The organism is Bacillus sp. D7-8 (assembly GCF_052055895.1).
GTDB classification, from domain to species: Bacteria; Bacillota; Bacilli; order Bacillales; family Bacillaceae; genus Bacillus; species Bacillus velezensis.
This window is the reverse complement of the sequence record NZ_CP179922.1, coordinates 2,057,263-2,081,690: the sequence shown is the minus strand read 5'-3', so window position 1 is coordinate 2,081,690 and position 24,428 is coordinate 2,057,263. Positions and strand designations below refer to the sequence as shown.

Sequence of the window (24,428 nt, the reverse complement as noted above, 5' to 3'; positions counted from 1 at the left end):
TTTGTGGAATATGTAATGATGTAAGAGGAGGAAACAACATGTTATTGCGCTACTTTTACGATGAAAAGCTGGCCCATGCATCCTATCTTGTTGGTTGCCAGAAAACGGGAGACGCAATTGTGATTGATCCCAGCCGCAATATAAAACCATATTTGCAATTTGCAAAAGAAGAAGGACTAAACATCGTAGCGGCTGCAGAAACTCATATTCATGCCGATTTTGTTTCCGGTGCTCGCGAAATCGGCGTTACGCATCAAGCAAAGCTGTTTCTTTCCGATGAAGGTGATGCAGATTGGAAGTATCAATATGTCGATGAAATAAAACATCAACTTGTGAAAGACGGTGATCGCTTTTCCATCGGAAAGTTGATTTTTGAGGTTATGCATACCCCCGGCCATACCCCGGAGAGCATTTCCTTTCTGTTGACGGATCGCGGAAGTAATGCGGATCGTCCAATCGGCATCTTTACAGGAGATTTTGTCTTTGTAAGCGACGTCGGAAGACCCGACTTGCTGGAGAAAGCGGCTGGCATCAAGGGTACGGCAGATTGTGGCGCAAGAGCAATGTTCAAGTCCCTATTGAAATTCAAACAACTGCCAGATTATCTGCAGGTCTGGCCGGCTCATGGTGCAGGAAGCTCTTGTGGTAAGGCATTGGGGGCGATTCCTTCTTCCACTGTTGGTTACGAAAAGCTATTCAACTGGTCAATGACTTACACCAACGAAAAAGATTTTGTAAAAGCCTTGCTTGAAGGGCAACCAGAACCGCCAAAATATTTCTCTGTGATGAAACAAATTAATAAAAAAGGCCCTGCGTTGCTTAAAGATTTACCTGTAGTGTCAGAGATCACCTCAATGGAACAAGTGAGAGGCTTGCTGGATAGCGAACAAATTGTAGATACCCGTCCCTCTCAAGAATTTGCTAAAGGGCATGTGAAAGGTGCAATAAACATCCCATTTAACAAAGCTTTTTCTAACTGGGCGGGTTGGATTATTGATTACAATCGCCCTGTGTATTTTATTACGAACCCGCATGAAGCAGATAAACTTCTGAAAGCACTTCACTCCATAGGTATAGAAAATGTGGCAGGATTCATGGACAGTGGAAAAATCATTGCAAGCGGTATGTTTTCGCTCGAATCATACACGGAGGTAACATCGTTAGAAATAGCAAATGCGGTGGAGAACGGACTCGTACAAGTGGTTGATGTTCGCAATCTGACTGAATGGCAAGAAGGTCACATTCCGAACGCACAACATATCATGCTAGGAACGCTTCAAGGACGGCTAAATGAAATCAAAAGTGACAAACCGATTCTTGTTCAATGTCTTTCCGGAGCTAGGTCTGCTATTGGTGCCAGCATCCTCCAAGCTAATAACGATTTTAAACAAGTATTGAAATTGGATGGTGGAATTTCCCAGTGGCAGAAAGCTGGTCTTCCAATCGTGTGACAAGGACCAATCCCTTGTCTCTGTTCAAGTTTTCTCTTCAATGCAACTGAGTACACTAACTTATGTCAACTGTAGGGCAGTTAGCTAAGTTCTCTTTAGAGTTGCTTGAGAAGAAGTTCGGCATAATGGGGAACCAGTTGTATTATCATGCACATGGAATTGATTTATCTGAAATAGGAGCTCCGTTAATGCAAGGGCAGATTAGTTTTGGTAAGAGTCAGATTTTACTGAGGGATTACACAAGGAGAGAAGAGATTAAGGCTGTTCTTCTGGAGATTTGCGAAGAAGTCGCAAGAAGGGCACGTGCACATAATAAAGTTGGTCGAACAATCAGTTTGGGAATTGGTTACAGTAAAGATGAGCTTGGCGGTGGATTTCACCGATCTAAAACAATTGATCTTCCCACGAATATAACAATGGACATTTATCGATACTGCTTGATTTTGTTTGATAAGTTCTATACAGGAAAAACAGTAAGAAGTATTTCAGTTACTTTATCCAATATTGAAGACGATGTGAATCAGCAATTAAGTCTGTTTGAAAAGGATAATGAGAAGAGAAGGAAGCTTGGATTTGTTATGGACGGGATAAGAAATAAATACGGATCTAAAGCGATCTTACGAGCTGTTTCATATACACCTGGTGGAACAGCATTGCATAGAGCAGGTTTGACTGGTGGACATAAGTCATAAAAAATACCCCATAAGGGGGTACCAAAACATTTATGCGGTTTGCCCTCTACGTTCCACTGAGAAGTCACTATGGTGATCAAGAGCAATTTGGACACTGGCTGTGTGGCCTCTTCGAGCTTCCTTTAAAACCTTGTGGTCGTCAAGAAAGTGATGTCCAACAATGCCAAGTAAGATAACTAAAAAGATAAAAGCTGATGCAAATTTAAATTTCATAAAGACAATCCCCTCTCTGAATTTGTTTTCGGGCATAAAGCACTTTCTCATAAAAGGCGGTAGCTACTTTATGGTCTTCATTTACATTATAATACATTGCTGCATCAGTCGCTAGGTCTTCCACATCTGAAAGCATAGCTTTTGATTCTAAGTAATCTAAGATTTTAAAAAGTCGGTCTTTGTCATTCTCAACGAATAAACCCATAAGAAAATCAAACATTTTTCCTAATACGTCATCGTTCAACGCCTTTGATAGCGTGAGACCTTGTTTACAAACCTGTTTTCCCTCAACCGTGTTGAACAATTTAAAGTGCGTTTTTGCCAACATTAGAAGTATGTCTAGTAGTCGGCTAGAATTGTGAAGAGAATTACTTTGATAAATTGAGACGCCTTCTTTAAAATACTCCAATGCTTTCTCCATATTTCCTGTTGTAAATGAGCATAAACCGAGATTGTACAAAGAAGAACCTATTAACCGTGGCATATCAATTTCTTGTGCTTGTTTTAATGCATTCATGAAATGCGGTATTGCTTTTTCTGGATACTCCATGTCTAAATAATTCAGACCGATGACGAATGAACATTGGATTACTCTTATTGAGTACGTTTCGTGCGCTTTGTAGGTTTCTATTGCTTGAACGATATGATGCATAGACATGTGGGTTTGCTTCATGTGATAGTACACTTCAGCTACCTTATAGTGAAATTCAGCTCGCTCTATTTCATCGGGGACAACGGCTAACTTCTTTTCAGCTCGGTTGTAAAAACTTATTGCCTTAAGATATTCGTATTGTTCAAATTCATACATCCCATGAAAAAAGTTAAAATAATATTCAAGAATTCCTTTTAGATCACTTTGTTTACTTTCGATCTTTTCTAATAAGTCTGAAACTTTTGGGCGTTCTTCATTCATGGTTTTTGGTTCAAGATAATCAAGCATTAATTGATGTCTAAAACACATGAGCGAATAGTACAACAATAAGTCTTGATCTTCTTCCATATGCTCTATTTCTTGTTCAACTTCATCCTTTAGAATTTCTGCATCTGCAACACTGAACAATCTTATGTATTTGTACCATTCATTGATTTTTAAGCCAACTTTTGAAGAAGAGATCAATTGCTCCAAAAAAATCACCCTCCTAGCATTTCGTCTGATTATGTAATATTTTATCATAATGTAATATGTTGGGAAGGGTGTTTTTTCTTAATTTCTCAATTCGGTATGGAATGCGATAGAATCCTCCTTGTTAGAGAAGGGTACGTGATCAGTTTGCTGTTGCTTTTGGTGAAGCTAGCCATTCATCTAATGTTCCTGAGAAAACTTGTTGAAAGCTAACCATTCAAAAGTGATGAATATTCAAGGCGGGAGTAAGGGAAATTAACAAAAAAACTTAGATGAAACGATTTATCTTGGTTATACCGTTATTGTCTGCTGTTATTGCCTCTCCAACTCAAATGAAAGCAAGTCCAATGCCTTGTAGTGCAGTACTCGAACCGGTGAATCAAAAACTGAAAAATGCGAAGGGTGCGGCACTAATCTATAAAGTGCAGTTATACCCGCCAAGTGCTGCAAGAACGAATATGAGTATTCTTGCTGTCCACCTTCCTCAGCCATCTTCTTATGGAAGCTACGACGGTTATGAAGGATTTGCCTCCAAAACAGGAGAGGTCAGTTGGCGATTTAAACTATATCCGACTCCCGAGGAAGAGAGCCCTAATTGGGCTGGAAGGGTTGATTCCATATCAGCTGAAATGACAAATGTTAAAGTGCAAGTGCGCCTTTCAAATTCTAAGACGCAAAAGTTGGGGCCAAGTGTATTAACAAACAATGTTCAATCTTGCTATTAGAAATGTAGAGCTCTTATCAAAGAGAGCAATGCGACTGGATCTTTTGTAAATTGTCAAAAAGGTAATTGATCGAGAAATTCTGGTGAAAAATGAAGAAGAGTCCATTAAGATGGAATGTCTGGAGTCAATTCATCATTTGATAGAAGAGAGCCGGCAAAAGTCGATATTGCGTTTGATTTTGTACATAGAAAGACGGCATAAAAAGAAATGGTTAGCTAAAAAAAGGCAAAGAGTCAACGCTCTTTACCATCAGGTGTTTTCCTTAAGCGGTCTGCAATATGCTTAATTAAATTCAGCGCAGCAGTCACTAATCCAATAACTAAAACAATTTCAAGTAAGAGGATAAATCCAAAATTTAAACCGCGACTTTCAAAGTAATCATCGGTAAAAAAGAGCAATTGATAAATTCCAAGCATTAGCACAATAAAGGAAGCGCCTATAATCGCCAGAGACTTTTTAGAGAACTCCTTAGTATGGTTGAAATTATAAACCAATAAGAACAAAAATAGACAAGCCATGGCGATCTTATGAGTCAATGAATCACTTGCTGAGAACCCTTGCACAAGTAAGGAGATAATTAATCCGGTCATTCCGATTATTTTGTTCAATATATCACCTGCTTTGTATAAGTATGACCTTAGATGTCAGCTTACCAATTAAAGGTGATATTCTCAACATAATGCAGTTTAAACTTAACTTAAAATCGTAATTTTAAGAACAAATTTAGAGTGGATCATGACATGCTGTTTATTATGCTGTAAACAAACGCAACAATAAATAATGGATAAGAGATAACAGCAATTAGTTTTAAAGATTTGCTCTTTTTTTCAAATGTGTATATCAGTGCAAATCCTAAAAAGAATATTGTGACAAACCAAGAAGAATAGGATGGGTACAATGCAATAAGTAAGACAATAAGAGTGGATAACGCAAAAGAAGAGTCAAGTGTTATTTTCTGATTGTTTTTCAAACCCTTACACATATCCCCCCCATATAAAAACACTTAAACATTATATTAAGTCAGCATGATTAAATGATAAACATTTTACGTCAAGAACAAGATAAAGCAATCCGGCATTTCAAGGACAAGCTGAACATGTCTGAAAAACTGTACATACCCTTAGTTAATGTAAACTGCTTATAGATAAGCAAAATGTTTAAGCGGAAAGGCTGTATAGACTTATAGGACCTTATAATATAAACATTAGATCGCTTAAAGAAGGTGATGTGGTTGATCAGTCAATTGAATATTTCATGATGCAATTGTGCGGTTCTATAATGGTGAAGACCTCGCCGTGTTCCATTTGTCTAGGGGGGAATTTGTTTAAATTCATAAACATGAGGCGTTTTAGTCTGTCATTTCCTAAAACAGTGTTTTATTCTTGTTACAAATATGCAAGAAGGGCGGTTTGAACTTGTATAGAGTGTTTATAATGCTGTTAATTTTGTTATGTATAACATTAGGGTGTCAAAACCAACATAACAAACATTTTATGGAGGCTAAGCAAACTATGGTCGGCTATGTCATTTTAAAAAGAGAGAATCAAGCAATTCTCATACCTAATGAAAAAGCTGATGCTAAAGACTTTAAAAATCTTAGTGAAAAAGAGATTATTGAGAAGTATAGATCGGATATAGTTTTACTGGGACTTAGTCAACTTAACAATAAAGATGACTTGAGCAAAGGACAAAAAATTCGTATTTGGTATAAAAAATTAAATGAATCTTCACCGCCAAAAACAAACATCTCAAAGTTTGAAAGTATTTAGTACATATTCTGTAATTCCTAGGAATACCGCTGAAAAAACTGAAGCGGCATATTGAACAGAAATAATGTCTTCTAACCTTACCTCATTCGCGGTGGCTTATTCCTACCCCGGGATTTATTTGACGATTGTTGACTCAGGTGCAGAGAAGGCACATGCCAAGAACACATTTTTGAATTACTGGGCACCTTGAATAAAACCAGCATTCCCGTATTCATATGCGAAGAGATCGGTACTGAACGCTGGATAAAGAAAAAAGTTAACCATACATTTGAACAAGCTTGCGAGGCTTTGATAAAGAAGAACAGTCAAGAGACGAACCATTACATACATATAATACTCCTGTGAAAGCGGGGGTGTAGTTTTGGAACCTTACCAACGTTATGAGGAATTGAAGAAGAAAACAATAAAGGTTGTCCATAAAGATAATTACAGTATCCGCTATATAGAACAGGATGAAGCCAGTAATGACTTAGATGAATTTTATAAACAATTTGCTCAGCATTTATTGGAGGCTGCTTTGGAAAGGAGTGCAGAGTAAGCTTCTTTTTTTGATTTGTTTGTAGTAAGTATCTTAATAAACGGCTTTATCGGTACTGATATTAATCACATGCGTCACCTCTTGCAGCAAAGCGGCTTCTGCGACATTTTGTCCGCCGATAAGGTTGGTTTGAATGGCTTCAAAGGGATTATCCTCACATGTCGGAACCTGCTTCAGCGCAGCTGTGTGAAAGACAATATCAACACCTTTCATCACTTGGTTGACTCTTCTGTAGTCACGAACATCGCCGAGCACAAACGACAGTCTTTGTTCATCCGCGTATTTTTGTTTCATCACATATTGTTTGCTGTCATCTTTGCTGAACACAATGACTTCTTTAGGGGTTAAGAGCAAAAGGCGTTTTACTATTTGGCTTCCGATTGATCCTGTCCCGCCTGTGACGAGAACAGTTTTATCGTGAAAAAACGGTTGTAGCTCTACTGCTTGCTGTTTAGGCATGGCTTATCCTCCAACTCTCGTTTCTCTACCATGCATCATATGTTGAACAATTTCAGCGAGTTAATGAAAGAAACCAATAAATCAAAAATTAGAGAAAAACATTAATCTGATGCGCTTTCATATCGCTTTACCCGATTAATAGAATAGAAATCACAAATAAAACATTGTACTAAATGTTCATTTTAAATATTTGCTCACGTCAATTCTTTCTCTTCATAAATTCTCACATGCGGACAATCTTCACAAAAACTTAACACTGACATTCCTGTATGTATTTTACAATTAAAGTACACTTTCATAAAAGGAGGAAGGAAAATGAATCATTCAAAAACACTTTTGTTAACCGCGGCAGCCGGATTGATGCTCACATGCGGTGCGGTTTCTTCCCAGGCCAAGCATAAGCTGTCTGATCCTTATCATTTTACCGTGAATGCGGCGGCGGAAACGGAACCGGTTGATACAGCAGGTGATGCAGCTGATGATCCTGCGATTTGGCTGGACCCCAAGAATCCTCTGAACAGCAAATTGATCACAACCAATAAAAAATCAGGCTTAGTCGTGTACAGCCTAGAGGGAAAGATGCTTCATTCCTATCCTACCGGGAAGCTGAACAATGTTGATATCCGCTATGATTTTCCGTTGAACGGAAAAAAAGTCGATATTGCGGCGGCATCCAATCGGTCTGAAGGAAAGAATACCATTGAGATTTACGCCATTGACGGGAAAAACGGCACATTACAAAGCATTACGAACCCAGACCGCCCGATTGCGTCAGCAATTGATGAAGTATACGGTTTCAGCTTGTACCACAGTCAAAAAACAGGAAAATATTACGCGATGGTGACAGGGAAAGAAGGCGAACTTGAACAATACGAATTAAATGCTGATAAAAATGGATACATATCCGGCAAAAAGGTAAGGGCGTTTAAAATGAATTCTCAGACAGAAGGGATGGCAGCAGACGATGAATACGGCAGTCTTTATATCGCAGAAGAAGATGAGGCCATCTGGAAGTTCAGCGCTGAGCCGGACGGCGGCAGTAACGGAACGGTTATCGATCGTGCCGACGGCAGGCATTTAACCCCTGATATTGAAGGACTGACGATTTACTACGCTGCTGACGGGAAAGGTTATTTGCTTGCATCAAGCCAGGGTAACAGCAGCTACGCGATTTATGAAAGACAGGGACAGAACAAATATGTTGCGGACTTTCAGATAACAGACGGGCCTGAGACAGACGGCACAAGCGATACAGACGGAATTGACGTTCTGGGTTTCGGGCTGGGACCTGAATATCCGTTCGGCCTTTTTGTCGCACAGGACGGAGAAAATATAGATCACGGCCAAAAGGCCAATCAAAATTTTAAAATGGTGCCTTGGGAAAGAATCGCTGATAAAATCGGCTTTCACCCGCAGGTCAATAAACAGGTTGACCCGAGAAAACTGACTGACAGAAGCGGAAAATAAACATAAAAAAAGCAGCTTATCCAAGCTGCTTTTTGATGTGAAGAGCGTTTCATGAGAAAGTCTTGGAACGGATAGCCGAAAGCACAGCCGGCAGCCGGTCATACGTGTACGCCGGTACTGTCTCTTGGTAATTAAGCGCCGCGATTTGTTTACGTTCACCCGGGTTTGTCATATAAAAATGGATCTTATCCGCAAAATCCGCAAGGCCGCTGTAAGAAACAAAGGATGAAAATGGGGGCGCGGGAGAAAGGTCTGTCAGCTGAAAGGCCTGACAAGCCGCAATGTCTAAGCTTCTCGTATTTAAACTGATATTTTCGATGCCGCGTCCGTTCTGATTGAGCGCAAACCGATAAGAACGGTGAGGGTTTAAGACCACGTCTGCGCTGTTGTAATATAATGCGGCACGTTCGGGTGCAATCCATTCATCCATTACGAGCACATTTTGCTGCCTGGCGATTTTTTTAGGCAGATGTCTGCGCCATCCCTTCCCGATGATACGAAGCGTATACGGAAGCTTCGCCGCTGCTTTCACCAGTTCAACGCGGTTCGGGTACGGGTATCCGATCAGAAGCAGATTTGTGTGAAGAGAAGCTTCAGCAGGTTGTTTCTTAAAAAGCCGCTGATTAACGGGGATCGGGACATAATATACGTGCTGTAAGCCCATTTGCCGGTAAGCATCAAGCGCGTTTTGTTCTATCGTTAAAACGGCATCGGCGAAAGGGGCGATTGACATGCTCACATCGAAATAAAAAGGATCTTCCGTCATCCATAGATAAACGGGAATCTGTTCTGTCTTCAGCCATTGAAGCCATTCAGACGGAATACGGTCTCCCGTCATCATCAGACTGATGTCTGGTTTGAATGCCCGTATACTGCGGATGGTATCTTCCTCAAACTCAGAAACAGAAAAAAAGCGGACGGAAGACTGTAAAAAGCCTTCCTCGATCCAGCGGTCAAAATACGTGTATATGCCTTTATATCCTGAACGGATATATAAAACGTTCATATGCTGTTACGAAGTGAACGTGACACTTTCAACTTTGTCGACGTCAAGCAATGTTGTAGCAGAGCCTGCCGGTGTAACGGAATTTTCCTGCGTAACAAAAACGATTCCGTGAATTTCGTCAAAGGCAACAAATTGAACCGGGCCGATCATGTCTCCTGAATCCATCACAATGCTGATGACAGTGCCGGGCTGAATTCTTGCAAAAATCCATCTCGCCGCTAATGAAATACCGCTTCCCAATACAGATTGTGCGCTGAGACTGTCTTTCACCGCTGCTTCATCTACTTTTGCATCAATTGCCGCTTCCAATAATTCTTTTACGCTGTTTTTCACGTTATCTCCTCCATCTGTACCGCCAGATAAAGCGCTGTTGTCAAATACAGGGGCTAAAAGAGTTTTCAATAAGTTCTTTTTAAGCTCCAAACGATCTTCGCTCATGCGGACATACACCTCCTTTAACAATTTCAACCTCACGTTTATTCATATTCCTGATTGAAGAGATTGGTATAAGTCGAATGCCGTTTTGCTTGTGTTTTTTTCAATATTTAATCAAACAGCTGAATTTTCGAATCAGGCTTTGTTTGCCTATGCGGATTGTAAGAGTATGACATACGTTGTATAGATTAAAAGATGAAGGAGAGGAATACTTTGGATTCAGAAGAAACTGTAAAACACGGGGGTTTTGAGGAGGAATTTCAGCTCGTACTGCTTCTTCTTCTTTTGTTATCCCGTCAGCCGTCCGGAGATCATTCAGATTTGCGGCGTCAGCTTGTAATGGCAAAAGAGCTTGGGGTTCCTGTATCACGCGTCAATCTGATTAACGGCAGCACACTGCAAAACGTAATTGTCAAAGAAGTGCTGTCAGATTTGGCCGTTTTTCAAAATCCGCTCAATCATACGAGATCAAACGTCGCGATTTCAAGCATCGTCAGCTGGGGTGCTTTTTAATAACGGATATCAGGCTCTGTCTCTTTCGGAGCCGTTTTTTATGTTTTACAGAAGGGGTGATGGGATGGAAAAGAAGATCTCAATTATCTTAACGAGTTACAACAAACCGGATCTTGTGAAACAGGCGATTGAAAGTGTTTTGCATCAGACCTACAGAAATTGGGAGCTGTTTGTAATGGATGATCATTCAAATGAAGAAACCTCGGCTGCCATCAGTACGTATATAAAAGATCCTCGCATATATTATGACAACAGTTTTATCAATCCTGCCGAACGGCTGAAGTCGACCCGGTATGCCGTTTTGATTAATGATGCGCTTTCACGGGCTAAAGGCGAATACATCACTTATTTGACAGACGACACCGTATTTCATCCGGATAGGCTCAGCCGCATGGCGGAAGCGCTTAATCAATACAGCGAGTTTGATGCCGTCTATTCCAGCCAGAAGGTGATACATGTAAACGGGCGCGGAACAGAACAATTCCACTTCTATCGTTTTGCTGAAGAGGTGCTAGATCAGGCCGCTTTTCTCGTTGATCACTGTTCAGTGATGCACCGGAGATCATTGCTTGAGCGTGTGAAAGAGAAGTTCGGCAGCTTTTGGGACGAAGATGTTATGCATTGGAATCACGGAGACTCTGTTTTTTGGAGCAGGATCAACACATTTACATCATTTCTGCCGATAAAAGAAGTGTTGGATACGACCTATAAAACACCCCACTCATTTCAGAACACGTATCAATCGCTTCCGTCTGTCCTGATCGACGGATCCTTTGTAAAGGGGACGGATCAGAAAGTATATCAGCTTGACCGAAATAAAAGGAAGCCTGTAAACGAGCGCTGGCATACGTTATATGAAGGGCGAACCGTCGTCATTCCGGATCCGTTTTTATTTCAATATGAGGAAGAGAACTCCGTCAGTATTCCGAATTTTCAGCTCGTCAGGGATCAGTTTCATGTTTATTTTATAGAAGACGGGGAGAAAAGGCTGGTTGATCATAGCGCATTTCGCTTTTACCGATTTAAACGGCATGACATCCCGGCATTAGAACGGGACGAAATACAAGCGCTTCCGGACGGTCCGCCGATCAGCAGGGGGACATCGGGGTGTATTCAACATCTGCCCGGGAGAATGCTGTTTCGCATTGAACAGGAATTTTATGTTTATTTGAGAGGGGTTCTCCATCCGATCAGTCATGACGTAGCGAAACGCTTTTTTGCGAATCAGAAGGCGATACCCATTTCCTTTCAGCAAATTAAACAATTACCAATTGGAATGCCGTTCTATCCGGTGTACGATGAAATTATGAGAAATCTCAATATAACAAAAGGTTGAGAGATGCAGTTGGATGTGTAAGGAAAAGGAGAGCTTTTATGACCGATCAATTTGATAAAACCGAGAAGCAGTATATAGAGCTTACTTCCGGCATTCAGAGGTTCGAGCATTTCAGTGTATATACGGACCCTTTTTTGCCGCAGATTTTTTCGCATAACTTTGTTCAGCTGCACCGTACATTTCCGTTAGACAAACTCCTGCCGTTTTTTTCGTCCGTTCCGGGCATGCTTCAAGCCAATTATATTCATGTGAAAGCGGCTCCGGAGCATGCGTTTCCGCTTCTTCTGAAACAAACTCTGGTAAAGCAGGGCTGCGTAGTGGAAGATGAGCTGTTTTTTGCAAGGAAACTGGAAAATGGGGACCTGCAGGCCGGACACCCGCTCACTGCTTGGGGGACGGAAAAAAGCCTCGCCGACGGGGCGTCTATTATGAACATCTATGATGCCCTTTACATTGGCGAGGCGGCGGCCGAACAAAAGCTTGAGCGGAAATATCCTTTGTATAAGGACGGAACGATTATGCTTGTCGTGTGCTACAGCGACGCCTCGCAAACGATTCCGATCGGCTGCGGAGAGCTTTTCATCAACAAAGCAGATAAAACCGCAAAAATAGAAGAAGTCGCAATTCTGGATCAATTCCAACGAAAAGGCTACGGATCGATATTGATGAATGAGCTGATGGCGGCGGCAAAGCTGAACGGCATGGATACCGTATACCTTGTGACGTCCGGGATGGACGGTGTAAACCGCTTTTATGAAAAACTCGGCTTCAAAAGATTTCGGCGCGTGCATACAATTTTTCATTATTTTCTTACATAGTTGGGCATTCGCATAAACCAATTGGGAGTTGGCCCGCATACAATGCCGTATATCGTAAGAAGAAAGGATGATTTGCGTATGTACGGATACGGATATGGCTACGGTTGCGGCAGTTTTGGCTATGGTTACGGGCACGGCGGCTGCGGAGGCGGAACCAGCACTTTTGTGCTGATCGTGGTATTGTTTATTTTATTAATCATCGTCGGTGCGGCTTTTATTTGTTAGACTGAAAAAAATCCTATAATGAAAATCAGCCTGCAGAGAACATCACTTTCTGCAGGCTTTTTGTTATTTCCATGCTGAAAAATCAGCTTGAAAAACATTTTAATACATACTACCTTTCTGGAGAAGGGGGCGAAAATGTGAACATAACGATTGAAGAATTACCTGAATCAAAAATTGCTTATTTCCGAAACATCGGAGAGTATGGCGGAAAGCAAAACAAAGAACTGATGGAGGTCATTTAAAAACTGGGCGCAATTGAATGGTCTGCTTTGTCATTCTGTCATTTTAGGAATTCCGCAAGATCATCCGAATCGTACTCCTAAAGAGAAATGCCGCTAGGATGTTTGTCTTGTTATCAATCAAGACCATGTGCCTGAACCAGCCCGGATCGGTACATTTTCCGGAGGGAAGTACGCTGTTTTCTTGCTTGATCATACAAAAGAGGCAGTCAGTGGATTTTGGAACACTGTTTTTTCTGAGATCGAAAAAAATAATTTATCAATCAGAGAACAGCCCATTATCGAAAGGTATACTTTACAAAAGGTGAATCATCATTTGTGTGAAAAATTGATTCCCATACAGTAAAGAAGACGGGAATTTTCCGCCTTCTGCTTATACTGATTCAGATCAAAAATGATGTGATGATGAGCTGAGCAAAGAATAAAATCAACAATAGGAATAGAATTCCAGAACGCTCTTCAGGCTGTCGGGACATCTCCGGCAGCCTGTTTTACAGAAAAGTATTTTCTGCAAAAAACTTTCTGAAGGATAAGAATGCGGTTATTCATCTGTTCATACAATGAAGCAAATGGGTTTTAGAGGTGGAAAGATATGGGGAGCTATTTAATCAAACCGGAGCTTGACGGGAATTATCCGTCAGTCAGTCATGGAAAGGGATCATATGTGTATGATCAGGAGGGGAACAAGTATCTTGACGGAGCATCGGGGGCGGTCACTTGCAATATCGGCCACGGCACGGAGGATATTATACAAGCTTTAAAAGAGCAGCTTGACTCCGTTTCGTTTGTGTATCGCTCGCAATTCACCAGTACTCCGGCAGAAGAACTGGCTTTATTTCTGGCCGATCATCTGCCGGGCGGGCTGAATTGGTCATTTTTTGTAAACAGCGGCTCAGAGGCAGTCGAAACAGCGATGAAAATAGCCGTTCAATATTGGCAGGAAAAAGGGCAATACCAAAAATCCGTCTTCCTATCAAGATGGGGCAGTTACCACGGCATTACTTTGGGAGCGCTTTCATTATCGGGGTTTTACGAACGGAGATACCGCTTCACCCAGTTGCTCGAACGGTTTCCGGCCGTTTCAGCTCCTAATATGTATCGTTCAGAGCTGCAGGGAGAGGAATTTGTGAAAGCTGCGGCGGCTGAACTGGAAACGGCTGTTCAACGGATCGGTTCCTCATTTATCGCGGGATTTGTCGCAGAACCGATTGTCGGAGCAGCCGGGGCGGCCATCACTCCGCCGGCAGGTTATTATGAAGCGCTTGAGGATGTCTGCCGCCGGCACGGTATTTTGTTTATCGCGGATGAAGTCATGACGGGGCTCGGGAGAACAGGGCGGATGCTTGCTTCTGAGCATTGGGGGATCGCACCTGATATCGCGGTGCTCGGAAAAGGGTTAGGCGCCGGTTACGCTCCGATTGCGGCAGCCGTTGCGTCTGATGACATCATTGAAACGATCAAGCGGGGCTCCGGGGTCATTATGAGCGGACATACGTACAGTGCCAACCCATACTGTGCAAGAGCGGCGCTTGAAGTGCTTCGCTATGTTAAGAAACACGAGCTGCTCCGGCAGTCAGAGGAGAAAGGCGTAATGCTGAAGCGGAAATTAGAAGAAATCAAAGAGCGCAGCGGGGTGATTGGGGATGTCCGCGGTAAAGGCCTCCTGATCGGGGTTGAATTCGTTAAGGATAAAACGACGAAGGACGTTTTTTCGAAAAAACAGGCCTTCACCGAAAAAATCATTAAAGCGGCAAAAAAACGGGGCCTGCTTATTTACCCTGCAAAGCCCGGCATTGACAGCGGAGAAGGAGACGCCGTCATCATCGCCCCGCCGTTCACGATCTCATATGCCGAGCTGGATGAGCTGTCAGATCTATTTTCCCAGGCCGCAGAAGAAGTTGAAAAAATGATGAAGAAGGATTGAGCTGATATGTCTATTTTTCATAAAAAAATCGATATTCATGAAGCAATTGCCGATGTCAAGGACGAATCTGTCATCATGTTCGGCGGTTTTGGGGGAGTGGGTTCACCTCCGTCATTAATAGAAGCGATTTTGGAAAGCGGCGTTAAAGAGCTGACCGTCATCTGCAATGATGCCGGATTTCCGGAAATCGGCATCGGCCCGCTTATCGTTCATAAACGGGTAAAAAGGCTGATCGCTTCCCATATCGGCTCAAATCCTGTCGCGGGCAGACAAATGACTGACGGAGCGCTTGAGGTGGAATTTTCGCCGCAAGGGACGCTTGCTGAACGGATTCGCGCAGGCGGAGCGGGGCTAGGCGGTATTTTAACTGATATCGGCATTGATAACGCAACCGTTTGTGAAAACAAAGAAACCGTAACGATTGACGGAAAGTCCTATTTAGTTGAAAAAGCGCTGACTGCTGATTTCGCTTTTGTGTCTGCACATACTGCTGATGAATTCGGGAATCTGACGTTTGACAAAACGGCGCGCAACATGAACCCTCTGATGGCTGCGGCGGCCGAAAGAACATTTGCTGAGGCAGCAGAGATTGTGCCTGCCGGCGAACTTGACAGCGAGCATATTGTAACGCCGGGCGTTTTCGTGGAGGGTGTCGTGCAAAGTGAAGGAGTGAAGTGGAGATGGGCTTGGGAATAGCGGAAAGAGAGAGTATCGCGAGGCGGGCCGCCAGTGAAGTTACCTCAGGTATGATTGTCAACCTGGGGATCGGCATTCCTTCTTTAGTGCCGAACTTTCTGCCTGCCGGCATGGAGGTCATGCTGCAGGCGGAAAACGGCGTCCTCGGGATCGGCGGCAGTCCGGAGCGCGGAGAGGAGGATGAGCTTTTATGCAATGCGGCCGGGTTTCCTGTCAGTACAGTTAAGGGTGCTTCCTATTTTGATTCAGCTCTGTCTTTTGCCATGATCAGAAAAGGGCTGATAGATATTACCATTTTAGGCGCGCTCCAAGTCAGCAGGACAGGTGATCTCGCCAATTGGCTCGTGCCGGGAAAAAAAGTGCCCGGAATGGGCGGGGCGATGGAGCTTGCCCAAGGCGCGAAAAAAGTAGTTGTCGTCATGAGCCACACCGATCAGAAAGGCCGGCCGAAGCTGGTCGAAAGCTGTTCATTGCCGCTTACAGCAGCGGGCTGTGCAGATCTCATCATTACAGAGAAAGCCGTCATCAGCATAGATGATGGGGCTTTTGTTCTTGAGGAACTGCTGAATGGCACGACCATAGACGATGTCATTCAAACAACGGATGCCGAAATCAGATTGGGAGAATGTTTTCTTAAAAGGGGGTCTGTCCATGGATCAATTAGAAGAGAAAGTCACTGAGTGGGCGGAAGAAAACACAGCAAAAGCGGTAAGCTTGCTGAAACGGCTGATCGGGGAAAAAAGCACGTTCGGCCATGAATTTAACGCACAGGCAGTCGTTTTAGAAAAACTGAGACAGTTTGACATGGATATTGATGTATGGGAGCCGAGTGTCAAACATTTGAAAGAGCATCCTTATTTCGTATCTGAACGCGAAGACTTCCATGAAAGCCCGAATATCACAGCCGTAAAGAAAGGGGCCGGGGGCGGAAGATCACTGATACTGAACGGACATATTGATGTTGTCCCGGAAGGAAATCCCGCCGCATGGACGTATGAACCGTTTACCGCTGTTGAAAAGGACGGCAAAGTTTACGGCCGCGGGTCAACGGATATGAAAGGCGGCAATACAGCCCTCTTGTTTGCGTTAGAAGCGCTTGAAGCCTGCGGGATTACGTTAAAAGGAGATGTCCTGTTTCAAAGTGTCGTAGATGAAGAGTGCGGCGGCGCGGGAACGCTGTCGGCTGTTATGAGGGGCTACAAGGCTGACGGGGCGCTTATTCCCGAACCGACTAATCTAAAGCTGTTTGTTAAGCAGCAAGGCTCTATGTGGTTCCGCATTACGGTAAGGGGATTGTCCGCACACGGCGGCACCCGCTATGAAGGGGTGAGCGCCATTGAAAAAAGCCTGCATGTCATCACAGCCCTTAAAGAGCTTGAACACGTCCGCAACGCCCGTATCACAGACCCGCTTTATCGGGACGTTCCGATCCCGGTTCCCATTAATATCGGCACCGTCCAAGGGGGAACGTGGCCATCATCGGTAGCTGACCGTGTGGTGATAGAAGGCAGGTGCGGAATAGCTCCGGATGAAACGCCCGAAGCAGTAAAAGAAGAGCTCGCAAGCTGGCTGAAAGATTTGGAGTACCGGGATGAGTGGTTTAAACACCACCCGGCGGAAATAGAATGGTTTGGCGCTCAGTGGCTTCCGAATGATCTCCCGGATGAGCATCCGCTGATTTCCGCTCTGGAATCTTCTTTTGAGAAAATGAAAGGGGCAAAACCGGTTCGTGAAGCGTCCCCGTGGGGAACGGACGGAGGGCTTTTGCAGCACGCGGGACAGACGCCGGTCATCGTCTTCGGGCCGGGAGAAGTCAAGGCGGCGCATCAGGCGAATGAATACATTGAAATCCGGGCGTTAATCGATGCCGTCAAAATCATTTCTCTTTTTATCATGGAATGGTGCGGGGTGGCAGATGGGGGTGACGGAGCTGATAAAGGAACTGAGGGCTGAAAAGGGAGCGGCCGAGATTGATGCAGACCGTTTCAATGAGCGGCTCAGAGTCATTCGTTATGACGGACAGATCACGGCGCTTATTCCGGCCGTTTTGGCAGAAGCAAAGCAAGAAGGAGCCCAAAAGGTAATTTTCTTTGCCAAGCGCGGCGATGAGCCGGAATTTGTCAAGCATCTTTTTATTGTTGAGGGTGTCATAGACGGGTATTACAACGGGCATGAGGCTGTTGTGATGGTGCGCTATTTATCAGAGGAACGGAGACGGTCAGATTCATATGTATCAGAAGATTCGACTGTTGACCGTTTATATGAGACACCGCGGCGGGGACTGACTCAGACAGAAAACACGCTGATGTTCAGAAAAGCGGACGAAGATGATGCAGACCGTTTAACGCACTTATATAAACATGTTTTTCTTACCTATCCGACTCCTGTCTTTAATCCCCTTTATATTAAAAAAACAATGAGAGAAAACACCATCTATTATGCCGCATTCGATCAGGATCTTCTCATTGGGGCGGCAAGCGCAGATATCAATCCGGTATTGGGGCACGCTGAAATGACCGATTGCGCGGTTCTGTCAGATTACAGGGGGAACTCCGTAACGGCACACTTGTTTAAAGCGTTGGAGCAGGAACTCGCGGGCCGGGGAATCATCCATCTTTTTTCCTTGGCCCGTGCAGCGTCTTACGGGATGAATGCCGTTTTGTATCATGCCGGATACGGCTACAGAGGCAGGCTTGTGAACAACTGCCGCATTTCAGAAGGGCTCGAAAATATGAATATATGGTGCAAGACTTTACGTTTGGCCATTCATAAGGAGGAATTCGTTTGACAAACAAATGGTTTCAGCCGAAGCGTCATTGGAAGGAGATTGAATTGTGGAAAGATGTGCCGGAAGACAAGTGGAATGATTGGCTGTGGCAGCTCACCCATACTGTAAGAACCGTCGATGACCTGAAAAAAGTCATTCATTTGACCGAAGAGGAAGAAGAAGGCGTCAGGATGTCTGTAAAAACCATTCCCCTGAACATTACGCCTTATTATGCTTCTTTAATGGATCCCGATAACCCGAGATGTCCGATCCGCATGCAGTCCGTGCCGCTGTCAGAAGAAATGCACAAAACGAAATATGACCTTGAAGATCCGCTGTTTGAAGATGAAGATTCACCGGTTCCCGGTCTTACGCACCGATATCCCGACCGCGTTCTTTTTCTGGTGACAAATCAATGCTCGATGTATTGCCGATATTGCACCAGAAGGCGTTTTTCCGGACAGATCGGAATGGGGGTGCCGAAAAAACAGCTCGATGCGGCAATCGCTTACATCCGGGAAACGCCGGAAATCCGTGACTGCCTGATTTCCGGCGGAGACGGGCTTTTAATCAACGATCAGATTCTGGAATATATTTTGAAAAACCTGCGTGACATTCCCCATCTTGAAATTATCCGGATCGGAACGAGAGCGCCCGTTGTATTTCCGCAGCGGATAACGGATAACCTTTGTGAGATTTTGAAAAAATATCATCCGGTCTGGCTGAACACTCATTTTAATACGAGCATCGAACTGACGGAAGAATCGGTTGCGGCGTGTGAAAAGCTCGTTAACGCAGGTGTTCCGGTCGGTAACCAGGCCGTTATTTTAGCAGGCATTAACGATTCGGTGCCGATTATGAAAAAACTCATGCATGATTTAGTGAAAATCCGTGTGCGTCCGTATTATATTTATCAATGTGATTTGTCAGAGGGAATCGGCCATTTCAGAGCGCCTGTGTCAAAAGGGCTGGAAATCATTGAAGGACTGAGGGGCCACACAACGGGCTTTGCCGTGCCGACCTTTGTCGTCGACGCCCCGGGCGGAGGCGGTAAAATCGCCCTGCAGCCGAACTACTTGCTCTCCCAAAGTCCGGAGAAAGTTGTGATCAGAAACTTCGAAGGGGTGATTACATCTTATCCCGAGCCGGAAAACTATATCCCGAATCAAGCCGACGACTATTTTGAATCTGTTTTTCCGGGAACGATGGCCAAACGCGAGCCGGTCGGACTGAGCGCCATTTTCGCGGACAAAGAGGTTTCGTTCACACCGGAAAATGTATCGAGGATCGACAGGAGGAAAACGTTTACATCAAACCCTGATCATGAAACGCTGAAAGACCGCAGGGAAAAGAGAGATGAATTGAAAGAAAAGAAATTTATTGCACAGCAAAAGAAAGAGCAAAAAGCAGGATCGGAAGTCGGAGGTGAGTCGCCGTGAAGCCATGCGAGTGGTGCGGCAATCAGAAGGCATCAGCTTGTCAGGCGGCTGTGTACTGGGAGCTTCCTGACGGTACGAGGGCCATAGAAATTACAGAAACACCCGCATTCGCCTGTTCCTCCTGCGGCATGACTTATCAGGAGGAAGCGGTCATAGCGGAAATCGAAAATCAGCTTTTTTTAGTCAATGCAAAAAAATTACCGGAAACACTCACATATCAAGAGCTGATGGAGACAGAACGGATCTTGAAACGGAATTATTTTGACTTCTCCTAGTCTTCTTTTGTTGTAATTTCACACTTGAATTGTATAATAGTACAACAAAAGACAGTCATCAGGAGGGGAAACCCATGAAATCCTTTTATCACTATTTGATGAAATACAGGCATCCCAAGCCGCAGGACGCAATCAGCCAGTTTGCGAATCAGGCATACGAAGATCACGGCTTTCCGAAAACGTCAAGCGATTATCACGAGCTCAGTTCTTATTTAGAACTGAGCGCCGACTATTTAGAAACGATGGCGACATTTGATGAAGCTTGGGAAAAATATGAGACCGAGGTGCATCACGCCTGACGAAAAACCGCACATTGTGCGGTTTTTTTCTGTTGAAATGACTCGCTTATGAGGTGCCGTATGATCAAATCCCGCAACGCCGTCCGTTTTGATCAGCACGTAAACACATCTTCCTGACGGCACGTATCATAAGGCAGTAGAATGTATAGCTGCAGAGTTCACCGGATCAGGCCTGCTGCCGGCGGGGTCCCGTGTAAGGAACCGCTTTTCACGGAGAAATAATCAAACATTTAAATGAAGTGAGGGGAATCAAATGATCCATCAGGTAAGCCTGATGAGGCACTGACGTTTGGACGGAAAAGGGGATTTTATGTGACAAGGTTGAAGCGGATTGAAGTTGTGCCTTCATTGAAAGCCGAAACGAGTTTGGTTGTTCATGATAAACAAGCCATTGCAAATATGCAGCCGGAATTGGATCTCCCTACACCTTCGATGATTTGTTTCACGGCAAATCTTGAACATCACGGCGGTGATATTGTCAACATGCCTTCGGGCCGGGTATTTACCTTTGCGTCATAGAGAAAAAAACAAAGACTCATAAAAAATAGAAGCTTTTTGTCTCAGCATTGTTACTGCTCATTCGATCGAGAGCGGAATGTCTTCGGACGCTTCTGTTACGGTAAGTGAAAAAACGCACAAGCATGTTGCGGTTTTTGCCATTTTGAACAGGTACAGAAATAGATATTTCCTGTGGTTTTCATGCCCATGCGAAATGATGGCGGCCGGCATACGATAGCGTATGACAGTCCGCGGCAAGGGGGAGACAGCATGAAGCCAGATAAACCGAAATTTCAAGTGGGAGACATCGTGGTCGTCGTGATGTACGGAACCGTCGGCACCATTACGAAGGTTCATCAAATTGATAAACATTATCTTTACGAAGTCAATCATAATGAAGTGCTTTATTTTGAATCGTCCATCCAGCTTTATAAAGATTATGAGGGCGTGATCGTCGATATGGAAAAATTGGATATTGAATATGAATTTCTGATCGGCGACGTCGTATATGTAAAGGACTACGGAAAGGAATTATTCCGTGTCATCGGCCACAGAACTGAAATATGGAGATATTTAGAGGATGGCTGGGAGGATATTATTTATGAGCTGACTCGGCTGAAAGACGGAGAGTGGCTTGAAACGGAGGAAGAGGATCTCACGCTGGTTCTGAGAAAATATGAAATGGATCAGTTTGTGCATCAGCTGCTGTTTGTCCACTATGTTGGGGAAGCATCTCATGAGATCGGCGAGGATACCGTCGCGTCTGCTCTTCTTCAGTTTGAAGGCGATGCTGATGATCCCGATGCCCTGCATGTGCTGGCGGTATCGATTGTAGATGAGCTGCTTGATATTTATAACGATTATAAGATTCTTTATCATTTGTTCGGTGACGAAGAATATAAAGATATGATGAATTTTGTGCTGGAAAGCCTGCGGGAGCATTTCAGCTAGCCGGCAAAAAAACGGACGGTGACATATAAAAACCAGGGCAGACAGCCGGCAAAGATTACAAACGACATTCCTTTCAGCACTTTTTCCAATACGATATCAAATCCATCTCCGTCCAATAAAGCCATCATTTTCGTCATCATCTTTTCTCCCTCCGGGGCTTGTTTTTTAAAAGTATATGAGCGGACAAAACGTTTAGAACTTTCGGGTATAATTTGAACGGTTTTTTCATAAAACATAAAAAAGGAGGCGGTGTTTGCATGAAAGAAATAGATCTTGTGATTGACACAGAAGAAATAGCTGATTATTTTTACAGTCAGCTTGCTATGCGCGGGTACATACCGAGTGAAGAGGAAATCTTCGAAATAGCCGACATCACCTTTGATTATTTATTAGAAAAATGTATGATAGACGAAGAGCTTGATGAAGACTGAAACTGCGGAACCGAAGTGAAAAAGCTTCGGTTTTTTCAATCAGCTCGGGAGAATGAAACATGGGGGGAAAACGTTGTACAAGCCAGCAAGTCTTTTCGCATTGTTTATTCTGCTCGCAGCAGCGATCCGGATAGAAGCCGTCCGGGTTTTTGATGAGCGTGTCATAGAAGCGGCTGTCAGGATCAGGGCTGCCTGGCTGAATGAATTGATGTTATGGATAACGGAGCTCGGCACGACCGCGGTGCTTTTGCCGCTTCTTCTTTTGACAGGCGCGGCTCTGTATATGTACAAAAAAACGCCGGATGTTGTTTTTTTGCCGCTTCTCTTTCTCATTGAACGGATTGTAAACATAAAAATAAAAGAATTGATTGAAAGAGCCAGACCCGCTTTTGAACCGCTCGTCCATGAAACCTCATACAGTTTTCCGAGCGGCCACTCCATGAATTCGGCAGTGATGTATCCCGTCATCGGTTACTTTTTGATCAAGCATGTTCCGTTTTTCACGAAAAGAAAACGGGCCGTCACCGTCTTTACCGGGGTTCTCGTCATTCTGATCGGATTCAGCAGAATTTATTTGGGCGCGCATTTTCCGACGGATGTGCTTGCCGGATTCAGTCTCGGACTTTGCCTCGTTTCGCTTTTTGCGCTCTTTGACGAAAAGTATCATCCGTTTCGACAAAAATAGAGACAGGAAAAATGAGAAAAAACGCTAATACTATTAAGAAATAAGAGGGAGGGATCTTGATGCTGTTATCGCTGCCCGTGTTTAAAAAAAAGATTTGCGCCTATGATGTGACGATTTTTCAAACACCCCGCTACGGCGAGAAAAAGGGATACAGGGTCGTCTATCGGACAGAGCTGGCCGCTGACAATCATCAAGACGCACTGGAAAGGGCATTTTCTGTTTTTAATGTGCCTGATACGGTCCCAAACGACTATCAAGCCAGATTCATAGCGACCGGAGATGTCATACTCATAGACGAAGGAAGAAAAGGAAAGACCTATTACAGGCTTAACCCTGCGGGATGGAGCAAAATTAACCGGCTGCTCGTCCAGCCGAGGTAAGACGGGGCCGGCTGAATCTTCAGCCGGCTTCCGTATTGTCTGGGAAAGACAGTGTTAAGGCTTCCGTTTAGCGGCGGAATGCTCTTTTCCATGCGCTTCATCAGCTGCAATGACGTCTGAAACGGGCACGTGATTGTTCTTTTTCTGGCCGGTTACCCGGTTGCGCTGTTTTTTGCCCATTATGTTCACTCCTTTTTCTTTAGGCTTGTCATCCCGCATATTCTGCCCAAGATCGCCCCAGTCATGCTGATGATTGTCTCTTACCGTTATTCAGTGTACAATGGGTGGGAGTTTGAATAGGCAGGAGGAAAAGGAAATGAGTGTACATATAAACGCAGAAAAAGGCCAAATTGCGGATACAGTGCTTTTGCCGGGAGATCCGCTCCGAGCGAAATTTATTGCGGAAACTTATCTTGAAAATGTGGAATGCTATAATGAAGTCAGAGGAATGTACGGATTTACGGGTACATATAACGGCAAAAAAGTATCAGTCCAAGGCACCGGCATGGGTGTTCCGTCTATCTCTATTTATGTGAATGAACTGATTCAAAGCTATGATGTTCAAAACTTAATCAGAGTCGGCTCATGCGGAGCCATCCGTAATGACGTGAAGGTGCGTGACGTGATTTTGGCTATGACGTCTTCAACTGATTCACAGATGAACCGTGTCGCCTTCGGCAGTGTAGATTATGCTCCTTGCGCAGACTTCGAACTGCTTAATAAAGCGTACCAGGAAGCGCAAAAAAACAATCTTCCCGTAGCGGTCGGAAGCGTATTCACTGCCGATCAGTTTTACAATGAAGACTCCCAAATCGAAAAGCTTGCCAGATACGGCGTTCTCGGCGTAGAGATGGAAACGACTGCTTTATATACGCTTGCCGCTAAATACGGCAAAAAAGCGCTGTCTATCCTGACTGTAAGCGATCACGTATTAACGGGAGAAGAAACAACGGCAGAAGAGCGTCAAACGACTTTTCATGATATGATTAAACTGGCGCTGCATACTGTATCGTAAACTTGAGATGAGGGTTATGCTGATTAAAGCAGCCCTCTTCTTTATGCATCGCCCTGATT

At 44.0% G+C, this 24,428-nt stretch carries 32 protein-coding genes and 3 pseudogenes; 26 read left to right on the top strand and 9 right to left on the bottom strand.

All coding sequences use genetic code 11. The features are described 5' to 3' along the window. Positions 1–38 precede the first annotated feature (38 nt). Both ACKTRM_RS10035 and ACKTRM_RS10030 read left to right on the top strand, forming a co-directional pair. Complete coding sequence (locus ACKTRM_RS10035) at positions 39–1,451, top strand: MBL fold metallo-hydrolase (protein ID WP_012117793.1); 1,413 nt, start codon at positions 39–41, stop codon at positions 1,449–1,451. Between the two features lie 62 nt (positions 1,452–1,513). After that, positions 1,514–2,143: pseudogene (locus tag ACKTRM_RS10030) on the top strand (DinB/UmuC family translesion DNA polymerase); the annotation flags it as partial. Between the two features lie 30 nt (positions 2,144–2,173). Here the strand turns inward: ACKTRM_RS10030 and ACKTRM_RS10025 are convergent. Beyond that, positions 2,174–2,356: a hypothetical protein gene (locus ACKTRM_RS10025; RefSeq protein ID WP_041482200.1), complete on the bottom strand. Its 183-nt coding sequence runs from the start codon at positions 2,354–2,356 to the stop codon at positions 2,174–2,176. Continuing rightward, positions 2,346–3,482 (bottom strand): Rap family tetratricopeptide repeat protein, encoded by a 1,137-nt coding sequence (locus ACKTRM_RS10020; RefSeq protein WP_012117791.1) that lies wholly within the window; start codon positions 3,480–3,482, stop codon positions 2,346–2,348. Before ACKTRM_RS10020 ends, ACKTRM_RS10025 begins: the two co-directional genes overlap by 11 nt. A gap of 269 nt (positions 3,483–3,751) precedes the next feature. On the opposite strand from ACKTRM_RS10020, the gene ACKTRM_RS10015 reads away from it, so the two are divergent. Next, the gene (locus tag ACKTRM_RS10015; RefSeq protein WP_012117790.1) at positions 3,752–4,204 is read left to right on the top strand and encodes a hypothetical protein; all 453 of its coding nucleotides are present in this window, start codon (positions 3,752–3,754) and stop codon (positions 4,202–4,204) included. Positions 4,205–4,342: 138 nt separating this feature from the next. Next, positions 4,343–4,421 (top strand): annotated as a pseudogene (locus ACKTRM_RS10010) (hypothetical protein); the annotation flags it as partial. 16 nt (positions 4,422–4,437) lie between these two features. On the opposite strand, the gene ACKTRM_RS10005 reads toward ACKTRM_RS10010, so the two are convergent. Beyond that, a complete protein-coding gene (locus tag ACKTRM_RS10005; RefSeq protein ID WP_007407921.1) occupies positions 4,438–4,812 on the bottom strand; it encodes a YoqO family protein in 375 nt (124 codons plus the stop codon). A 125-nt stretch (positions 4,813–4,937) separates the two neighbouring features. Further along, positions 4,938–5,174 carry a hypothetical protein gene (locus ACKTRM_RS10000; RefSeq protein WP_077411073.1) on the bottom strand — a complete coding sequence of 79 codons (237 nt, stop codon included), beginning with the start codon at positions 5,172–5,174 and terminating at the stop codon, positions 4,938–4,940. A 541-nt stretch (positions 5,175–5,715) separates the two neighbouring features. Here ACKTRM_RS10000 and ACKTRM_RS09995 point away from each other — a divergent pair. Together ACKTRM_RS09995 and sprB are read left to right on the top strand one after the other, a co-directional pair. Continuing rightward, positions 5,716–5,973 (top strand): DUF3221 domain-containing protein, encoded by a 258-nt coding sequence (locus ACKTRM_RS09995; protein WP_023356967.1) that lies wholly within the window; start codon positions 5,716–5,718, stop codon positions 5,971–5,973. A 361-nt stretch (positions 5,974–6,334) separates the two neighbouring features. Continuing rightward, on the top strand, positions 6,335–6,511 hold the full coding sequence (gene sprB / locus ACKTRM_RS09990) for a recombination directionality factor SprB (RefSeq protein ID WP_003153662.1): 177 nt from the start codon (positions 6,335–6,337) through the stop codon (positions 6,509–6,511). 33 nt (positions 6,512–6,544) lie between these two features. Here the strand turns inward: sprB and ACKTRM_RS09985 are convergent, their stop codons facing one another. Next, positions 6,545–6,970, bottom strand: coding sequence for an SDR family NAD(P)-dependent oxidoreductase (locus ACKTRM_RS09985; RefSeq protein ID WP_003153663.1), 426 nt, complete (start codon positions 6,968–6,970; stop codon positions 6,545–6,547). Between the two features lie 315 nt (positions 6,971–7,285). Between ACKTRM_RS09985 and phyC the strand changes: the two genes are divergently transcribed. Then, on the top strand, positions 7,286–8,437 hold the full coding sequence (gene phyC, locus ACKTRM_RS09980) for a 3-phytase (RefSeq protein ID WP_012117785.1): 1,152 nt from the start codon (positions 7,286–7,288) through the stop codon (positions 8,435–8,437). A gap of 49 nt (positions 8,438–8,486) precedes the next feature. Here the strand turns inward: phyC and ACKTRM_RS09975 are convergent, their stop codons facing one another. Beyond that, positions 8,487–9,443, bottom strand: a complete 957-nt coding sequence (locus ACKTRM_RS09975; protein ID WP_012117784.1) for a CgeB family protein — start codon at positions 9,441–9,443, stop codon at positions 8,487–8,489. 6 nt (positions 9,444–9,449) lie between these two features. After that, the gene (locus tag ACKTRM_RS09970; RefSeq protein WP_012117783.1) at positions 9,450–9,881 is read right to left on the bottom strand and encodes a hypothetical protein; all 432 of its coding nucleotides are present in this window, start codon (positions 9,879–9,881) and stop codon (positions 9,450–9,452) included. A 210-nt stretch (positions 9,882–10,091) separates the two neighbouring features. On the opposite strand from ACKTRM_RS09970, the gene cgeC reads away from it, so the two are divergent. From cgeC to ACKTRM_RS09895, 15 genes and pseudogenes are all read left to right on the top strand, one after another. Next, positions 10,092–10,391 (top strand): spore maturation protein CgeC, encoded by a 300-nt coding sequence (cgeC, locus tag ACKTRM_RS09965; protein WP_012117782.1) that lies wholly within the window; start codon positions 10,092–10,094, stop codon positions 10,389–10,391. Positions 10,392–10,455: 64 nt separating this feature from the next. Next, positions 10,456–11,727 (top strand): glycosyltransferase family 2 protein, encoded by a 1,272-nt coding sequence (locus tag ACKTRM_RS09960; RefSeq protein ID WP_012117781.1) that lies wholly within the window; start codon positions 10,456–10,458, stop codon positions 11,725–11,727. A 38-nt stretch (positions 11,728–11,765) separates the two neighbouring features. Beyond that, positions 11,766–12,545, top strand: a complete 780-nt coding sequence (locus ACKTRM_RS09955; protein ID WP_023356965.1) for a GNAT family N-acetyltransferase — start codon at positions 11,766–11,768, stop codon at positions 12,543–12,545. A gap of 78 nt (positions 12,546–12,623) precedes the next feature. Further along, positions 12,624–12,770: a YjcZ family sporulation protein gene (locus ACKTRM_RS09950; protein WP_014418145.1), complete on the top strand. Its 147-nt coding sequence runs from the start codon at positions 12,624–12,626 to the stop codon at positions 12,768–12,770. Between the two features lie 137 nt (positions 12,771–12,907). Further along, positions 12,908–13,355 (top strand): annotated as a pseudogene (locus ACKTRM_RS09945) (AraC family transcriptional regulator). Positions 13,356–13,601: 246 nt separating this feature from the next. After that, the gene (locus tag ACKTRM_RS09940) at positions 13,602–14,933 is read left to right on the top strand and encodes an aspartate aminotransferase family protein (RefSeq protein WP_012117778.1); all 1,332 of its coding nucleotides are present in this window, start codon (positions 13,602–13,604) and stop codon (positions 14,931–14,933) included. Between the two features lie 6 nt (positions 14,934–14,939). Next, positions 14,940–15,629 (top strand): CoA transferase subunit A, encoded by a 690-nt coding sequence (locus tag ACKTRM_RS09935; RefSeq protein WP_012117777.1) that lies wholly within the window; start codon positions 14,940–14,942, stop codon positions 15,627–15,629. Continuing rightward, positions 15,614–16,309, top strand: coding sequence for a 3-oxoacid CoA-transferase subunit B (locus ACKTRM_RS09930; RefSeq protein ID WP_012117776.1), 696 nt, complete (start codon positions 15,614–15,616; stop codon positions 16,307–16,309). Before ACKTRM_RS09935 ends, ACKTRM_RS09930 begins: the two co-directional genes overlap by 16 nt. Then, positions 16,281–17,582, top strand: coding sequence for a peptidase (locus ACKTRM_RS09925; RefSeq protein ID WP_012117775.1), 1,302 nt, complete (start codon positions 16,281–16,283; stop codon positions 17,580–17,582). Before ACKTRM_RS09930 ends, ACKTRM_RS09925 begins: the two co-directional genes overlap by 29 nt. Next, positions 17,545–18,417: a putative beta-lysine N-acetyltransferase gene (ablB, locus tag ACKTRM_RS09920; RefSeq protein ID WP_041482199.1), complete on the top strand. Its 873-nt coding sequence runs from the start codon at positions 17,545–17,547 to the stop codon at positions 18,415–18,417. The genes ACKTRM_RS09925 and ablB overlap by 38 nt, the downstream gene beginning before the upstream one ends. Then, complete coding sequence (ablA, locus tag ACKTRM_RS09915) at positions 18,414–19,835, top strand: lysine 2,3-aminomutase (protein WP_007407939.1); 1,422 nt, start codon at positions 18,414–18,416, stop codon at positions 19,833–19,835. Before ablB ends, ablA begins: the two co-directional genes overlap by 4 nt. Continuing rightward, complete coding sequence (locus ACKTRM_RS09910) at positions 19,832–20,110, top strand: YokU family protein (RefSeq protein WP_012117773.1); 279 nt, start codon at positions 19,832–19,834, stop codon at positions 20,108–20,110. The genes ablA and ACKTRM_RS09910 overlap by 4 nt, the downstream gene beginning before the upstream one ends. A gap of 74 nt (positions 20,111–20,184) precedes the next feature. Further along, positions 20,185–20,409: a YozE family protein gene (locus ACKTRM_RS09905; protein WP_007407941.1), complete on the top strand. Its 225-nt coding sequence runs from the start codon at positions 20,185–20,187 to the stop codon at positions 20,407–20,409. Positions 20,410–20,721: 312 nt separating this feature from the next. Beyond that, positions 20,722–20,928 (top strand): hypothetical protein, encoded by a 207-nt coding sequence (locus ACKTRM_RS09900; RefSeq protein WP_012117772.1) that lies wholly within the window; start codon positions 20,722–20,724, stop codon positions 20,926–20,928. Positions 20,929–21,177: 249 nt separating this feature from the next. Next, entirely contained in the window at positions 21,178–21,858 is a 681-nt protein-coding gene (locus ACKTRM_RS09895; protein ID WP_003153690.1) for a hypothetical protein, read from the top strand. On the opposite strand, the gene ACKTRM_RS09890 is transcribed toward ACKTRM_RS09895, so the two are convergent. Next, positions 21,855–21,998: a hypothetical protein gene (locus ACKTRM_RS09890; protein WP_012117771.1), complete on the bottom strand. Its 144-nt coding sequence runs from the start codon at positions 21,996–21,998 to the stop codon at positions 21,855–21,857. The two genes, ACKTRM_RS09895 and ACKTRM_RS09890, sit on opposite strands and share 4 nt — an antisense overlap. 117 nt (positions 21,999–22,115) lie before the next feature. Between ACKTRM_RS09890 and ACKTRM_RS09885 the strand changes: the two genes are divergently transcribed. The 3 genes from ACKTRM_RS09885 to ACKTRM_RS09875 all read left to right on the top strand — a co-directional run bounded on the left by ACKTRM_RS09885 (position 22,116) and on the right by ACKTRM_RS09875 (position 23,354). Continuing rightward, on the top strand, positions 22,116–22,289 hold the full coding sequence (locus ACKTRM_RS09885; RefSeq protein WP_003153696.1) for a YozD family protein: 174 nt from the start codon (positions 22,116–22,118) through the stop codon (positions 22,287–22,289). Between the two features lie 73 nt (positions 22,290–22,362). Further along, positions 22,363–22,974: a phosphatase PAP2 family protein gene (locus ACKTRM_RS09880; protein WP_012117770.1), complete on the top strand. Its 612-nt coding sequence runs from the start codon at positions 22,363–22,365 to the stop codon at positions 22,972–22,974. A 59-nt stretch (positions 22,975–23,033) separates the two neighbouring features. Next, a complete protein-coding gene (locus tag ACKTRM_RS09875) occupies positions 23,034–23,354 on the top strand; it encodes a YodL domain-containing protein (RefSeq protein ID WP_012117769.1) in 321 nt (106 codons plus the stop codon). Between the two features lie 54 nt (positions 23,355–23,408). On the opposite strand, the gene ACKTRM_RS09870 is transcribed toward ACKTRM_RS09875, so the two are convergent. Beyond that, entirely contained in the window at positions 23,409–23,534 is a 126-nt protein-coding gene (locus tag ACKTRM_RS09870; protein WP_003153701.1) for a hypothetical protein, read from the bottom strand. A 136-nt stretch (positions 23,535–23,670) separates the two neighbouring features. Between ACKTRM_RS09870 and deoD the strand changes: the two genes are divergently transcribed. Further along, complete coding sequence (gene deoD, locus ACKTRM_RS09865; protein ID WP_012117768.1) at positions 23,671–24,369, top strand: purine-nucleoside phosphorylase; 699 nt, start codon at positions 23,671–23,673, stop codon at positions 24,367–24,369. The last annotated feature ends 59 nt before the right edge of the window (positions 24,370–24,428 follow it).

What these genes read in the sequence shown, in the direction of transcription:
- ACKTRM_RS10035 (WP_012117793.1), top strand. Translation starts at nt 39, where the DNA reads ATGTTATTGCGCTACTTTTACGATGAAAAGCTGGCCCATGCATCCTAT.
- ACKTRM_RS10025 (WP_041482200.1), bottom strand. Translation starts at nt 2,356, where the DNA reads ATGAAATTTAAATTTGCATCAGCTTTTATCTTTTTAGTTATCTTACTT.
- ACKTRM_RS10015 (WP_012117790.1), top strand. Translation starts at nt 3,752, where the DNA reads ATGAAACGATTTATCTTGGTTATACCGTTATTGTCTGCTGTTATTGCC.
- ACKTRM_RS09995 (WP_023356967.1), top strand. Translation starts at nt 5,716, where the DNA reads ATGGTCGGCTATGTCATTTTAAAAAGAGAGAATCAAGCAATTCTCATA.
- ACKTRM_RS09985 (WP_003153663.1), bottom strand. Translation starts at nt 6,970, where the DNA reads ATGCCTAAACAGCAAGCAGTAGAGCTACAACCGTTTTTTCACGATAAA.
- phyC (WP_012117785.1), top strand. Translation starts at nt 7,286, where the DNA reads ATGAATCATTCAAAAACACTTTTGTTAACCGCGGCAGCCGGATTGATG.
- ACKTRM_RS09975 (WP_012117784.1), bottom strand. Translation starts at nt 9,443, where the DNA reads ATGAACGTTTTATATATCCGTTCAGGATATAAAGGCATATACACGTAT.
- ACKTRM_RS09970 (WP_012117783.1), bottom strand. Translation starts at nt 9,881, where the DNA reads ATGAGCGAAGATCGTTTGGAGCTTAAAAAGAACTTATTGAAAACTCTT.
- ACKTRM_RS09960 (WP_012117781.1), top strand. Translation starts at nt 10,456, where the DNA reads ATGGAAAAGAAGATCTCAATTATCTTAACGAGTTACAACAAACCGGAT.
- ACKTRM_RS09955 (WP_023356965.1), top strand. Translation starts at nt 11,766, where the DNA reads ATGACCGATCAATTTGATAAAACCGAGAAGCAGTATATAGAGCTTACT.
- ACKTRM_RS09950 (WP_014418145.1), top strand. Translation starts at nt 12,624, where the DNA reads ATGTACGGATACGGATATGGCTACGGTTGCGGCAGTTTTGGCTATGGT.
- ACKTRM_RS09940 (WP_012117778.1), top strand. Translation starts at nt 13,602, where the DNA reads ATGGGGAGCTATTTAATCAAACCGGAGCTTGACGGGAATTATCCGTCA.
- ACKTRM_RS09935 (WP_012117777.1), top strand. Translation starts at nt 14,940, where the DNA reads ATGTCTATTTTTCATAAAAAAATCGATATTCATGAAGCAATTGCCGAT.
- ACKTRM_RS09930 (WP_012117776.1), top strand. Translation starts at nt 15,614, where the DNA reads ATGGGCTTGGGAATAGCGGAAAGAGAGAGTATCGCGAGGCGGGCCGCC.
- ACKTRM_RS09925 (WP_012117775.1), top strand. Translation starts at nt 16,281, where the DNA reads ATGGATCAATTAGAAGAGAAAGTCACTGAGTGGGCGGAAGAAAACACA.
- ablB (WP_041482199.1), top strand. Translation starts at nt 17,545, where the DNA reads ATGGGGGTGACGGAGCTGATAAAGGAACTGAGGGCTGAAAAGGGAGCG.
- ACKTRM_RS09905 (WP_007407941.1), top strand. Translation starts at nt 20,185, where the DNA reads ATGAAATCCTTTTATCACTATTTGATGAAATACAGGCATCCCAAGCCG.
- ACKTRM_RS09895 (WP_003153690.1), top strand. Translation starts at nt 21,178, where the DNA reads ATGAAGCCAGATAAACCGAAATTTCAAGTGGGAGACATCGTGGTCGTC.
- ACKTRM_RS09890 (WP_012117771.1), bottom strand. Translation starts at nt 21,998, where the DNA reads ATGATGACGAAAATGATGGCTTTATTGGACGGAGATGGATTTGATATC.
- ACKTRM_RS09885 (WP_003153696.1), top strand. Translation starts at nt 22,116, where the DNA reads ATGAAAGAAATAGATCTTGTGATTGACACAGAAGAAATAGCTGATTAT.
- ACKTRM_RS09875 (WP_012117769.1), top strand. Translation starts at nt 23,034, where the DNA reads ATGCTGTTATCGCTGCCCGTGTTTAAAAAAAAGATTTGCGCCTATGAT.
- ACKTRM_RS09870 (WP_003153701.1), bottom strand. Translation starts at nt 23,534, where the DNA reads ATGGGCAAAAAACAGCGCAACCGGGTAACCGGCCAGAAAAAGAACAAT.
- deoD (WP_012117768.1), top strand. Translation starts at nt 23,671, where the DNA reads ATGAGTGTACATATAAACGCAGAAAAAGGCCAAATTGCGGATACAGTG.